The organism is Vibrio owensii CAIM 1854 = LMG 25443, from assembly GCF_000817815.1.
GTDB classification, from domain to species: domain Bacteria; phylum Pseudomonadota; class Gammaproteobacteria; order Enterobacterales; family Vibrionaceae; genus Vibrio; species Vibrio owensii.
On record NZ_JPRD01000011.1, the window covers coordinates 1 to 13066 of the forward strand.

The 13066-nt window shown below is 41.5% G+C and carries 12 protein-coding genes and 1 pseudogene; 6 read left to right on the top strand and 7 right to left on the bottom strand.

The window, feature by feature from the left end; translation table 11 throughout:
• Positions 1–75: 75 nt before the first annotated feature.
• The gene (locus H735_RS05120) at positions 76–2094 is read right to left on the bottom strand and encodes a methyl-accepting chemotaxis protein (RefSeq protein WP_020197994.1); all 2019 of its coding nucleotides are present in this window, start codon (positions 2092–2094) and stop codon (positions 76–78) included.
• 140 nt (positions 2095–2234) lie between these two features.
• Here H735_RS05120 and H735_RS05125 point away from each other — a divergent pair, with 140 nt between their 5' ends.
• Complete coding sequence (locus tag H735_RS05125) at positions 2235–2723, top strand: NlpC/P60 family protein (protein ID WP_009706073.1); 489 nt, start codon at positions 2235–2237, stop codon at positions 2721–2723.
• Between the two features lie 34 nt (positions 2724–2757).
• Here the strand turns inward: H735_RS05125 and H735_RS05130 are convergent, their stop codons facing one another.
• From H735_RS05130 to H735_RS05140, 3 genes are all read right to left on the bottom strand, one after another.
• Positions 2758–3102: a DUF3802 family protein gene (locus H735_RS05130; protein ID WP_005427720.1), complete on the bottom strand. Its 345-nt coding sequence runs from the start codon at positions 3100–3102 to the stop codon at positions 2758–2760.
• A gap of 140 nt (positions 3103–3242) precedes the next feature.
• The gene (locus tag H735_RS05135; RefSeq protein ID WP_020197995.1) at positions 3243–4205 is read right to left on the bottom strand and encodes a GGDEF domain-containing protein; all 963 of its coding nucleotides are present in this window, start codon (positions 4203–4205) and stop codon (positions 3243–3245) included.
• Entirely contained in the window at positions 4205–5173 is a 969-nt protein-coding gene (locus H735_RS05140; protein ID WP_027726852.1) for a response regulator, read from the bottom strand. Before H735_RS05140 ends, H735_RS05135 begins: the two co-directional genes overlap by 1 nt.
• 224 nt (positions 5174–5397) lie before the next feature.
• Between H735_RS05140 and H735_RS05145 the strand changes: the two genes are divergently transcribed.
• Both H735_RS05145 and H735_RS05150 read left to right on the top strand, forming a co-directional pair.
• Positions 5398–6264: a fructosamine kinase family protein gene (locus tag H735_RS05145; RefSeq protein ID WP_020197997.1), complete on the top strand. Its 867-nt coding sequence runs from the start codon at positions 5398–5400 to the stop codon at positions 6262–6264.
• A gap of 252 nt (positions 6265–6516) precedes the next feature.
• Positions 6517–6711 carry a CPXCG motif-containing cysteine-rich protein gene (locus H735_RS05150; RefSeq protein WP_005427574.1) on the top strand — a complete coding sequence of 65 codons (195 nt, stop codon included), beginning with the start codon at positions 6517–6519 and terminating at the stop codon, positions 6709–6711.
• A gap of 117 nt (positions 6712–6828) precedes the next feature.
• Here the strand turns inward: H735_RS05150 and H735_RS05155 are convergent.
• Positions 6829–7194, bottom strand: a pseudogene (locus H735_RS05155) (riboflavin synthase subunit alpha); the annotation flags it as partial.
• A 51-nt stretch (positions 7195–7245) separates the two neighbouring features.
• Between H735_RS05155 and H735_RS05160 the strand changes: the two are divergent.
• The 3 genes from H735_RS05160 to H735_RS05170 all read left to right on the top strand — a co-directional run bounded on the left by H735_RS05160 (position 7246) and on the right by H735_RS05170 (position 10427).
• Positions 7246–9246 (top strand): recombinase family protein, encoded by a 2001-nt coding sequence (locus H735_RS05160; RefSeq protein WP_161624581.1) that lies wholly within the window; start codon positions 7246–7248, stop codon positions 9244–9246.
• An 85-nt stretch (positions 9247–9331) separates the two neighbouring features.
• Positions 9332–9604: a helix-turn-helix domain-containing protein gene (locus H735_RS05165; protein WP_227741573.1), complete on the top strand. Its 273-nt coding sequence runs from the start codon at positions 9332–9334 to the stop codon at positions 9602–9604.
• A 100-nt stretch (positions 9605–9704) separates the two neighbouring features.
• Positions 9705–10427: a riboflavin synthase gene (locus tag H735_RS05170; RefSeq protein WP_020198001.1), complete on the top strand. Its 723-nt coding sequence runs from the start codon at positions 9705–9707 to the stop codon at positions 10425–10427.
• Positions 10428–10712: 285 nt separating this feature from the next.
• Here the strand turns inward: H735_RS05170 and H735_RS05175 are convergent, their stop codons facing one another.
• The gene (locus H735_RS05175) at positions 10713–11495 is read right to left on the bottom strand and encodes an HNH endonuclease (protein WP_020198002.1); all 783 of its coding nucleotides are present in this window, start codon (positions 11493–11495) and stop codon (positions 10713–10715) included.
• Positions 11495–12850, bottom strand: coding sequence for an AAA family ATPase (locus H735_RS05180; RefSeq protein ID WP_020198003.1), 1356 nt, complete (start codon positions 12848–12850; stop codon positions 11495–11497). Before H735_RS05180 ends, H735_RS05175 begins: the two co-directional genes overlap by 1 nt.
• Between the last annotated feature and the right edge of the window lie 216 nt (positions 12851–13066).

A 13066-nucleotide genomic window follows, 5' to 3' on the forward strand; every position in this document is an offset into this window, starting at 1 on the left:
TAACTGATCGGCATTAGAGCGATTGCCCTGCCTTTGGTCGTATTGGAAGTTCGGTTGCTCTTACCTAATGCTGGATCAACTCACTTGATGCAGTTCGTATTTATGCAGCATCGCTTGTTGATGCCCCGCGATGTCTGCGACTTGCTCTGAACTTTCGACCATAGATTCTAATTGGAGTTTGGTGTGTTCACCTTGGTCAGAAATATGTGTAATGGCTTGCGACACGTCCGCCGTTGCTCGCTCTTGCTCTTCTGTCGCAACAGAAATCTGTTCGACACGCTGTTGGATATGCTGAACCGCTTCGTTAATGTCTGCGAATGCCGATTTGACTTCATCACTCGACTGCAATGCGTAAGACATTTCCTCACGTGAGTCATTCACCGCTTTACGTGATCGTTCTGCTGCTGCGACTAACTCATTCATCATTTCACGAATATTAGTGGTCTGCTGCGAAGTATCACTGGCTAACTTGCGAACCTCATCGGCGACGACTGCAAAACCTCGCCCTTGTTCCCCTGCACGCGCCGCTTCAATCGCCGCATTCAAAGCAAGTAAGTTGGTGTTATCGGCAATGCCACTGATCATATCAACCATCTCACGAATCTGTTTTACTCGTTGGTCGAGTTCAATCATGGAGTGTTCATTGATGTTGAGTGAACTTTCTAGTGACTCCAAACGCTGACGGTTTTGCTCTACCACTGCAACGCCTGTCACTGTGTGCCCCGTCGCTAAATGCGAATCTTCGGAAGAGGCATTCGTCACCGTCGCGATCTCTCTAATCGATGCCTCTAGTTGAGTAATGGTCGTCACCATGCTCGCCAGCGCTTCATTCTGCACAGTTAAGCTTTGATTGGTTTGCTCAGCCGCATCGTGGCTTATCTCAGCGGTTTGGTACAAGGTTTCGCAGTTACGCGTAACGGTTGAAATCGAATCGTGTGTTGAGTCGATAACTTGGTTAAGTTTGCGTGCGACTTCTTTAAGTTCAAACGGGCCAATCTCTTGCGCTTTATCTCGGAAATCATGTTCCGTTAACGCGGAAAGACGAGTGAGGATGTTTTTCAAACCTCGATTGATCCAAGTGCGAAGGCCAAACCAAGTCACTAACACCACGAGCGAGATAACGCCAGCGGCAACAACAACCATCAAACTGACGTTTTGAATGGTGCTGTGGACAATGGTTTCACGCTCATCAATCAGAGCAGAGGCGGAATCAGATACTTGGTCGAGCAAATACATGGTTTCGTTTGAGAGCTGAGAGGCACGTTGAAACTCGACCTTTTGCTGTTCGCTCTGCTCAAGTTTCGCCAGAATCAAACGCAAAACCCCATCATCTTTGAAGCCTGCTTGTACCATCTCATAAGGCGCAGTTAGGCTGGCGAACTCTGTCACTTCCGGATGCCATTCTTTGAAGTCATCGTAAGCGAGGTTAATACCAGCGATACGGTTTCTCATTTCTCTGTATTCTTGCTCCGCTTTCTCTAACTCGGTTTGCATCATCATGACCAAGAAGGTGCTTTCCATCGAGCTTGCAGACGCAATGAAGCGATTTGCCGCATCACTCGATTCAGGGTTGTCGTTGCTTAGAAAGGAGCTGATACGGTTCATCTCTGGACCAATCGAACTTAAACCATATCGAAACCCACCGACGGCCGAATTAATGTCGCTTTGCATCTGAATCACCGCAGACTGTTTCGATAAAATGGAATTGGTGACTTGATGCAACTCAGCAACGTTTTCTTTGAGCATACTTGATAGGTGTTCAGCAACTCCGGAAGTTTGCTCTATGAGCCCGTCACTTTGCTGCGTTAGCTCTTCAATTTGAGAAGTGATAAGAGGAAGTTCATTCGGATCGGTAATTTGCATTCCATAGTTCAGCAGTTTGACCTGCTCTAAAACGTTCCTTGTGAGTGTCGCATTTGCCATTGCCATGGGTAACGCTTTTTGAGACAACTCTTCAAATTGTTCGCCAATCTGTTCCATTCCTTTGAAACTTGAGACAGAAAGGGCTATAACAAGTGCGATGATAGTTAAAAATGTTGCACTGATAGTCTGAATCAGTGAAAGAGAAAGGCGTAAACGTTTGCGCTCTGTCATAATCAATTTATGTTCTTTCTTGGTTTTGAATCAACTTTCCGTTTACTTGTCACATAAGTGAGACAAAAACGTGATTTTCAGCCCATAGTAGGCATTGGTTATGACACTAATATTTCAGTTTTAAGTCATGGAGATGACCTGTGTACAAAGTACGTCGTATATTTTTCCCTTTAATAATCAGTACGCTACTTAGTGCGTGTTCTTCTGGCCCAGACCCAGAAACGCAAGTAAACGCCTCCCTTCCAGTCAACCAACTTCTGTCCGACAATCAGGACTTGTTTCAGTTTTTTAATGAATGGGAAGGCACGCCCTATCGTTTAGGCGGTACAAAAAAATCAGGCATAGACTGCTCCGCGTTTGTACAAAAAGCCTTTGTCGAGGCATACCAAATGTCATTGCCGCGAACAACGCGCCAACAGTCAAAGCAAGGTGTTGAGATGAGTTGGTCTGATGCGCAGCAAGGCGACTTGGTATTTTTCAAGACCCGTAGAAGCACATACCATGTCGGTATCTACTTGGGTAATAAGCAGTTTATGCACGCTTCCACATCGAAAGGCGTGATCATTTCGAGAATCGACAACCCGTATTGGGCATCGAAATTTTGGCAAGTAAGAAGAGTTACAATGTAACTCTTCTTTGAATAGGAATGACGAGAGATTGGAATCAGTCGTAGGTCGCGACAGCTGTATCGAACAAGTTCTTCACTAACGCAATGTATTCATCTAAAAAAGCGATCTGTTCATTGGTCGCTTTTTTCGTCCACACACCCGCTAGCACTTCACCCAAATCTTCTACTACCGCATCAGCTTCTTTTAGTAACTTAAAGCGCACACTTGAATGCAATTCTGGGTTTTGTTCGAATATCGCCATGATGTTCGACGCAACCATGTCAGTCACGACATCTTCAATGCTTTCTGATCCTGTGTCACCGATTTCAGACGTGAAAATATCTAAGTTAAGTGACAAGTGCTCGATTAGAGCGAGATATCCATCGGTTTCTACAACCACTGTTTTTCTCCGTTTAGTGCAAGCCTTCGAAGCTGAAAGCGAAATAGTTTCAATAGTAAGACATGCCGAGAAAATTTCATTAACTTATTTCATATTAATAAGCATTGATGCGTTAACTGAATGGTTTTCAACCAATTAGGTTAGTCATCTTCGTGACAACAGGTTTGATTTCGTCCATTTTCTTTAGCGCGATATAACGCAGCATCGGCACTCTTAAGCCATTGTGTGTGACTCTCGAAGTACGATTTATACTCGCAAACGCCGATACTTATCGTGTAGTTAATCAAAAAGTCTTCAACTTTCACGATTTCTTGCTCGATTCGCTTTCTTAAACGCTCTGCAAAATAGCTCGCCTGCTCTTGATTGGTATGCGGCAGTAGAACAGTGAACTCTTCCCCACCGAAACGTCCACAAACATCACTGCTGCGTGCAGTTTTACGCAATAAGCTAGATGTACGACGAATCACTTCATCGCCAGTATGGTGGCCATAGGTGTCGTTGACCTTTTTAAAGTGGTCAATATCAAAGATCACCAACGAACTTGCCCCTTCAATGACTTTGAGTTGGGCAAACTCTTCTTTCAATGACTGCTCCCAGTACGCACGATTAAACAGTCCCGTGAGACCGTCTTTACGACTGATTTCAGAAAGGTGCTGGTTGGTTTCTCTCAAGTGAATACGGTTACGCGCGGTTTCTGAGACATCGTTGATTTGAATCGCAATATGGCTCACTTCTCCTGAAAGTGAGCGCAATGGCGTGATAACTATGTCTTGGAACATAAGGTTGCTGCTGTTTGAAACCGGCGAGAAGTTGTTGAACTTAAAAAGATATGGTCGGTTTTCCCAGCTAGAGAATGAACGCGTCTCTAAATCCGCCGACGTTTTCAGCTTTGTCTCTAACCATGTTCGGGGTAGATCTTCAAAGTGATCAAATAAACACTCACCTAAGATGTTTTGCGACAGGATACCGCTGTAAGACTGCATGAAACTGTTCCACACACAGACTTTATACTCTTGGTCGAGTACGATAAGTCCAGAGTCCATGGTATCCAGAATTTGGGTAACCCAGTGAAAGTCTGCTATGTCCAGCGTGATTTCGGACATTAGATTAACTCCATGATTTCATAGATGATTTCTACGGATGATTTATCTATCAAAAACAGAACTTCACACTCAAAGTCGAGTGCCTCTGCCATGTAGGTGTATTCGATGGTAAAGAGTTGGCCAGCTTCGCCCTTTTCTTCACTGAAAGGCGTAATGGTTTCAATGATACCTGGCTGACGCAGAGAGAATTGCTTATCCAGTTGGTTACCTAAAGACGTTAGGAAAGAAGAAACCAACAAGTTAGAAACGTTTAAAATGATTTCATTGTGTGGCGTAAACTCCAGTAAGTACCCCAACCGCTCACCGATTTGGTTGATGTCTTTACCGCGCAGGCAAACCAGTGCTTCACCGTGGATACCACCACCGACAAATCGCTGGGCAACCGCCACAGAGCTATCTCGCCCGATCACATCCACCAGCGTCATATGAAGCTCGCCATAAGAAAGCGGCCCCACATGAGGCACTGGCAGTTGAATAAATTCGCGCAGATGGTCCGCCATGATTGCTGCACCTTTACCTAGCGCAATATTGGCCACCTCTCGGAACTTGGACAATGGGGTAATTTCTATGTTTGGCGTTGGTTCAGTTTCCAGACTAGAACTAAAGGCGTAGTGCAACCCCAGACTTTCATACAAAGGAACGACTTGTTCTTCAGAGAGTGGTTTTGCAATAAAGTCTATTGCACCAAGATCTAAACAACGTTGTTTGGCTTCTTGCTGGACGTCACCCGAAACGATGACAATCTTGGTTTGATGTTGGCTAACAGGCAGAGACTCTAGTACCTCGAATCCATCCATTATCGGCATCGTCAAATCGAGAAACAAAACGTCAATATTTTGTTCCGCTAGGATTTTCAACGCCTCGTGACCATCTTGGGCTTCGAGAAGGTGCAATGATGTATCTTGTACGATGGATCGGGAAATCAACTTTCGTGCGACTGCCGAATCATCACAAATCAGTATTTTCATGCCACCAATGGAACTAAAGTCAAAAAAATTATAATACTCGTTGTATCTCAATAGCTCCATATGTTAAGTCGATAAATCATAGAGTTATAGGCGACATGATTCACACTTATGCACATTTTTCACTATGACCGACGTATTTATTGTCGAAGTTTGCTCAAGTGCGCGTCAATCTTCCGCCGTTTATCCTAAACTATTGTTGGTCAAATAGATGAGCGAGGTTTTGTATGTGGCAAGCAATATCGCAACAGCTTTCTGATACCTTAATGTTTGAATATCAAATCACCGAGAAAGTGAAACTTTCAGGCGGCGACATTAGCGAAAGCTATATGATCAATGACGGAGAGCAACGCTATTTCGTCAAACTTAATGATCGGGATTTCTTAGCCAAGTTTGAAGTAGAAGCAGAAAGCCTTCACCTTTTGCGTGAAACCTCTACTCTATTTGTCCCTGAAGTCGTTTTAGTCGGTAAAACTAAAACGCACTCATTTATTATTCTTAATTACCTGCCAACCAAACCGCTCGAAGATGCCAGCAACAGCTTTAAGTTTGGCCAACAACTGGCTCGCCTTCACTTGTGGGGTGAACAAAAAGAGTTCGGTTTCGACAGCGATAATTATATCGGGTCGACACTTCAACCAAATCAATGGCACAAGAAATGGTGCGTCTTCTTCGCAGAGCAGCGCATCGGATGGCAATTACAATTGCTAAAAGAAAAAGGCGTATCTTTGGTTGATATCGATGACTTTATTGACGTCGTGAAACAGCTTTTAGCAAATCACTCACCTCAACCTTCTCTTCTGCACGGTGACCTGTGGAATGGAAACGTTGCACTGACCCCAGCAGGGCCTATTAGTTTTGATCCAGCCTGTTACTGGGGAGACCGAGAATGTGACCTCGCTATGACCGAGTTATTTGGGGGCTTCCAACCTGATTTTTATCAAGGATATGAATCAGTTGCACCACTTTCGGTTGGCTATGAAGAACGTAAAGATATCTATAACCTCTATCATGTTCTTAACCATTGCAACCTGTTTGGCGGACATTATTTGGAACAAGTGCAATCGATAATTAAGAAGATAATTTCTTATTGATTTGGAAGGAAAAGATCATTGCTGAGTGTAAATTTTCGACGCATATCACTCTAGAGAAAGACCCCAAGCCCAACGTTGGGTTTGGGGTCAACTTTTGTACTTATTTCGACTCAATTAGCAACAAGAGCACCTAATATTCTAAGTAACTCGGCTTACGTTGTATCTCTAACCCTAAGAGACAAGCGAGTAAATAAGGGCTGTATTTTCTCTACAATAAAGTATTAAAAGCCCTGCAATACTAGGAGTTTTTGTATGCAAAATTACACTGAAAGACATGTGAAATGTCCCCACTGTGGGCACTCAATCGGCATCACTCTCGATGCAAGTAATGGTAACCAAGAGTTCTATGATGACTGTCCGGCTTGTTGTCATGCGATTCACCTCAACATGAAAGTTGATGAGTTGCAGCAAAAGGTCGAATTGTTCATCGACGACAACTACGAGTAGGAACTCACATCCCCCCCTAAAAACAGAAGAAACAAAAAAGGAGCCTCAAGTGCTCCTTTATTATTTTTACCCTGTTACTTTTGCCTAATAAAACAGAGTTAACTATTTCTCGCAGAACTAAAGCTGCTTCGCTGCTAATACACGTTCTACCGTATCAACGATGGCTTGTGTTTGTGGATCGAATTCTACGTTGATTTTTTCACCCACTTGGCGACGACCAAATAAGGTTCTTTCGAGCGTTTCCGGAATTAAGTGTACTGAGAAACGGTTGTCTTCGACTTCACCAATGGTCAGTGAGCACCCATCTAAGCCAATGTAGCCTTTCGCAAGCACATACTTCATCGACTCTTCTGGCAGGGTAAACCAAATGGTGCGGTTGTTTGGCGTATCAATGACGTCTGCAATTTCTGCCATCAAGCTAATGTGACCAGACATGCTGTGACCGCCGATCTCATCACCGAACTTTGCTGCGTGTTCAATGTTGCCTAACTGAAGTTTAATCATGCTATCATGATTAAAAATGATGAGGGCGCTATGAGAATACCGAAGATACACGTTTATGCTCGTGTGAGTACACTAGGACAGGTCGAGTCTGGTTTATCGCTTGGCCTGCAAACTAACGACGACATGATAAACGAATACTGCCAGCGATACGGTGCAGAACTTGGGAAAGTATACTCCGATCACGGTCGTAGTGCTTTTCATCAAAAAAATCTCGCTGGTAAGCTCGGTGACTTCCTGACCGATATGGCTGACAAGAATAATCTCGACGTTCAGGCTGGTGACTATCTACTGGTTCGTGCGCTTGACCGTATTTCACGCGCAAATATGGACGATGCATTCTGGTTGTATCTTCAGATCATGCGCAGCGGTGTCTCAATACTAACAACAATGGACAACCGTGAGTGCAAACCGAATGACTCTGTTAGCCAGATACTCGCTACTCTTAGTTTCGATCTAGCAGGCGAAGAATCGCGTAAAAAACAAGCCATAACGCTTGCTGCTATGCGTAAACGTATTAAGCAATACCAAACTGGTGAACGCGCACCATGTGGTAACCCTTACAACGTCTCAACTGGACTACCTTTCTACGCTTATGCTAAAGACAACGTTTGCTACATCGATGACCAAAAATTTCAGCTAGCTAAAGACATCTGCCAAATGGCATTGGATGGAAAAGGTAACGTTACTTGCAGAGACTACCTAAGAAAACATGGTGTTGACTTAAACGTTGACTCCGTCGCGAGTGTGTTCAAGAGTGAGTGTCTTTATGGAGACAGACAAGTAACCTTACTCGACTTAGATGCAACCAATAGACACCCTGAAAAGAAGAAAGTCTACTCTACCTTCATATTAAAAGATTACTTTCCCGCAGCTTGTACTAAAGATGAGTTTCATCGCATTCGAGCCATCAAAGACAGCTACAAGATTCATGACAATCGTCGTGTTAGCTACTCAATACTTGGTGGTATTAGTCGTTTGTATTGTAAAGATACCGTTGCTATAGGCTCTCGTGAAAATGGTGGTATCTACAAATGCTCTTCACCTGAATGCGCATGTGGCTTCTATGCTAGGCAACAACTTTTAGACTATATAGTACTGTCGTGTTTGTCTGAACACCAGATAGTCCCCGTAGAACCAGACAAGAGAAAAATTGAATCTATCCAACAACAAATCGGTGCTTACCAACATCAACTTTCAACATTGAAGAAGATAATGTTTGATAACCCGCTTGCATTCGATCTAGCTGACCAAGACCGTCTCAGTGAACTATCAACTAAAATTCAAGAGCTTAATAATCAATTGACTATAGAACAAGAGAACCATGCGCATTCAAACTCATTCATTTCTTTAGACGACGTTAAGAACTGGCGTGAAAAGAAAGAAGCGTACATTTACGGTTCAGATGAAGACAAATTGGAAGCACGAGAAATTGTTCAACGATTGGTCAAAGAAATAAGAATTGTAGAAAATACAGTAACCATTAAAACCATTGATAACAAAGTACATTGGTATTACATCCCTACTCCATCAAACCGTAGAAAGAAGGCGTATGTAAAACTACTAGTCAGCGATCATGCTCAAAACATGCGTTCTATCAACGAAGCCTTGGACAAAGTCTGTTTTACCGAAGAAGAGATGAAAAACGGCAAGCATCATTACCCACTTGAAGCGTATGCACCAGACTTGGTGACTGTAGCTATTAAATCGCCGGCGAAAGAAAAAGACGAATTTGAACTCCTGCTAGAGACAGTCACCGAACCGTTTGTCTTTAAACGTCGTGTGCTTCTCTCTATGGGGTTATCAGCGAACCAATACCAAAGACACGCTTCAGTTGAAAAAGCCATTGAGAACGGTTTTTATGCGGTTTCTGTCGACTACACAAGCAAGAACTACAAATATCCCACTGATATTATTGTATCACCACGAGAAATAACTACAGATGATATTCATGCTCTTCTGTGTGTTCGTAAAATAAAAACAATTGAGAGTATCGCGCCAAAGCAAAGAGAATTCACGTCTAAGGTGTATTGAGTTGGGTTAATGTTTATCAAGTTGATGACGGCTCGGTGTGATTTGTTAGATTTGAGAGTAAGTACTCCAGTCCAGAACTAAGTGTATGAGTAACTCTACCTGCACCCATAACGGTGCAGACAGAATCATGAACCAAGTCACAGAAAAGAAAAACATTACTGGCTATAGAATCAAAGAGATACGGTTAAGTAAGGCGTGGTCTCAAGCTGATGTAGAGCGTGAATGTAGTTTGCGCGGTATCGATATTACACGTAGCAAGCTTGCCAAGATCGAAAGCGGAATGGTACGTGTGACCGATGAGATGATCAGAGACTTGTGTATCGTGCTAGGCACCGATGCTAATTCGTTATTTGAATAAAGTACCAGCAGTAATGACAGCGCGATCTATCAATTACATTACAACTGGTTCAAAATACTGACTACTACACAGCCATATCGGTAAAACAGGAGAGCCAACAATGTTCACGGGTATAATTCAGTCTGTCGCGCTTATTTCATCCATAAGTGATCACAAGGGTATCAGAACTTTTAACATTGAGTTTGAACCTGGCTTCTGCGATGACTTAGAAATTGGAGCTAGTGTTGCGGTTGATGGTGTTTGCTTGACTGTTACCGAGATCGTAACCCCGACACAAGTCAAGTTTGACGTAATGTTGAAAAGCCTTGAGATAACCACTCTAAGTGAATACAAGCATAACCAAAGAATCAATGTAGAACGTGCCGCGAAAGATGGTGTAGAAATCGGTGGTCATCCACTATCTGGGCATGTTGATTTCAAAACGTCAGTTCTAGACGTACAACAAATCGATGATAACTACCGTGTGCGTATATCAGCTCCACGCGAATGGGTAAAATACATTTTCCCGAAAGGCTACATTGCTTTGAATGGGGCAAGTCTTACTGTGTCGGACGTTGACAAAAAAGAAGGCTGGTTTGATGTTTGGCTGATTCCAGAGACTCGCAGAATGACTACTTTCGAAGAGAAGCAAAGCGGTTCAAACATCAACGTCGAGATTGAACGTGGAACTCAGGTGATCGTTGATACTGTGCGAGATGCTATTAACGAAAAAATGGGAGCTTTAATGCCACTGTTTGAGAAGTTTTTAGCCTCAAATAACGTGGATGTTGATTCTATCGGTCAAGCCGCGAAAAAGGCCCTAAATGAGTCTGATAGCAAATAGTAACATAAAATATGTTCATATATTGAATTATATATGATTTGGTATTTATTCTGATGCGGCTGAGCATGTCCGATAGAACGAGTAATAACTCTTTGCCAGTCGCTATTGGACAAAAAAGCTATAGCTCCTGATAAACTTATTATAAATCTGGTGATTCTAAGGTAGATAATGGTAAAAGTTAACGACCTAGGTAATTTAATTATTATTTTTAATACATATAGAAATAAGAACTGTAAATTTGACTCTTACCTTTCTCTAATCAAAAAAGTCAAATAGATAATATTATTAAATTTTATCAGAGTAGAACTTAAACTTACTGTCAGAAAGTTTATCTTTATTGCTATGTCGGAAGCTAGAATCTCCATGCTGATCAAAACAACCGCTTTCTCTTGTTCCTGAGATTGAATCAATAAATGAGTTTTTCATTTCGGGACAGTCTTTAAAAACTGTCATCCAAACACTAAAATAACCGTGACCTAACATTGAAGAAACGATTAATTCTTTTATTCCAGCATTACCTTTATTTTTAGTATAAATTTCTAAGTGGTTTTCAGCGATACCCCATACCTCTGCTCTTTGACTTATTCTATCTTGTGCTATTATCTTACCTTCAGAGTCATACGTATTCCTTACAGTTTTATCCAATCCAGTTAACCAGAGAGTATTTTTAGCTACGCCTTGAATAGCAAGATGATTACTTGAATTAACAGTTATAGAACCATCAGATGAGTACTTAAAAGCGTTAAATGTATTATCTCGATCAGGAAAAAAGAAGTAATCAAAAAACACTCCTCTACTGCCTTTTGAAGAGTTACAGTTCACACAAGCTAGAAGAAAGTTAGACCATCTACCCTGAAGTTCTGGTTTTGCATAACTTCCTTTCTTAGGCTGTATATGTTCCACTGCTAAGTTAGTAGGTATCGATCTCTCGCAATAACTACAATACGATGTCACATGCTTGCTAGCAAATTCACCTCTGCTTATCCTAGAGATTAATTCTGTTTTCGCATCTTCATAATGTTTGAGATCACTATCAAATGGAGAACTATTTCTTCTAAATGGCCTCATTATTTCTCTCCAAACTTTGATAGCATTTGTAATTCTAGAAATGCTTGATAAGCAGGGTTGTCTGCATATGGTGCTACAGCAGAGGCTAAGCGCTTCTTAAATTCTTCCTGTTTTTCTCTATCTGTACAATCCAGTTCTTCCAATTCTTCCATAAAGGATTTAGCAATTTCTTTCATTTCTTCATATTTGATCGATACATCAGGTCTTTCTACCCCCATATTTTTTGAAATCTCTTCTACACTTTTATTTGCATAGTTTAATAGTGGCTCTCCCGTCATCATGATTATCTCTTCACTAGAACGGATAGACTGTATAATAAATGGAGAATGAGTTGTACATACAAATTGAATATTAGGAAAAGTGTTACGCAAGCTTTCAACGATTTTTCTTTGCCATTTAGGGTGTAAGTGTAAATCGATCTCATCTATTAATACGACGCCTTCTACCATTTTTATGGCTTCACCATCTAGATGAGGGTTTAGAATCGCAGCTCTTCGCGCTATATCACAAAAAAGGCTTAATATTGTTCTTTGACCATCACTTAAATGCTCAAATGGTATAGTCAAGTTTTCTTTAAACTCAACCATTACCCTAGATTCTTCAAGATCAAAGCGAAACCCAATACAATCTTCTAACGCAGACATTGCCGCTATTTCGATCGCTTTCTTAACAGGATTCACATTTTTCTTTTGTAATTCACTCAGCTCTAGTTTTAGCAACCATTCTTCAATAGCATTGCTATCAGTCCCAGTGTGAAAACAATCCAAATAAGGATCAAAGCGAGAATGCTGTTTTCGTGCCGCACTTTCAATGTTAGCTTGATTTTTGGATATCCATAATCGATCACACTCATAAAATGCAATCAATGGCAAATCAAACTGTTCGCCAGATTCAATATATTTTAAGACGTCATGTCCAAGGTTAGATAAAATTAAATTATATTCAGTTGGGTAGTATTCACCAGACCATGTATTTAAATATCTAATATTACCCGATAGATATGTTTTAGTATCGCCTTCCTGTCGAAAGCGTTTCCATTGGACATATCCTCTTTTAGATTCTAGATTTCTATCAACGATTGGAAACTCACCATACACCTCAATGCTAGTTTCCTTAGATAGATCGAATCTTCCTTGGCGTTGAATCTCTCGAATTTCTGAGCGCTCAATTGGTCTTAAGTTTGATTCACTTTTAATATACGCATGAGCCCAACCGGCTAAAGACACGGCGAGAGCTTTTAAGAGAGAGCTTTTCCCACTACCATTGACTCCCACAATTAAATTGAATTGTGGGTTCAAAGTAAAAGTTTCATCAGAGAACAACTTAAAATTATGGATAGTAATTTTTTCTATCATTTGGAATTCTAGCGTTAAAGTACCTATAAAAAATTATACTAAAAATTATGTAGTTAGTCCTAGTATACTTGGATGTTTGGAGGTAAAAAGTGCTAACCAGCTTATTCTCAACGTCATTTTCCAATCCACTGCCAGTTTTGGCTGTCATCAATGTGTCAGGTTGAGGCTTTCGTTGATAAGTAACAGTTATCTATTTCTCACACACCCACAACTTTT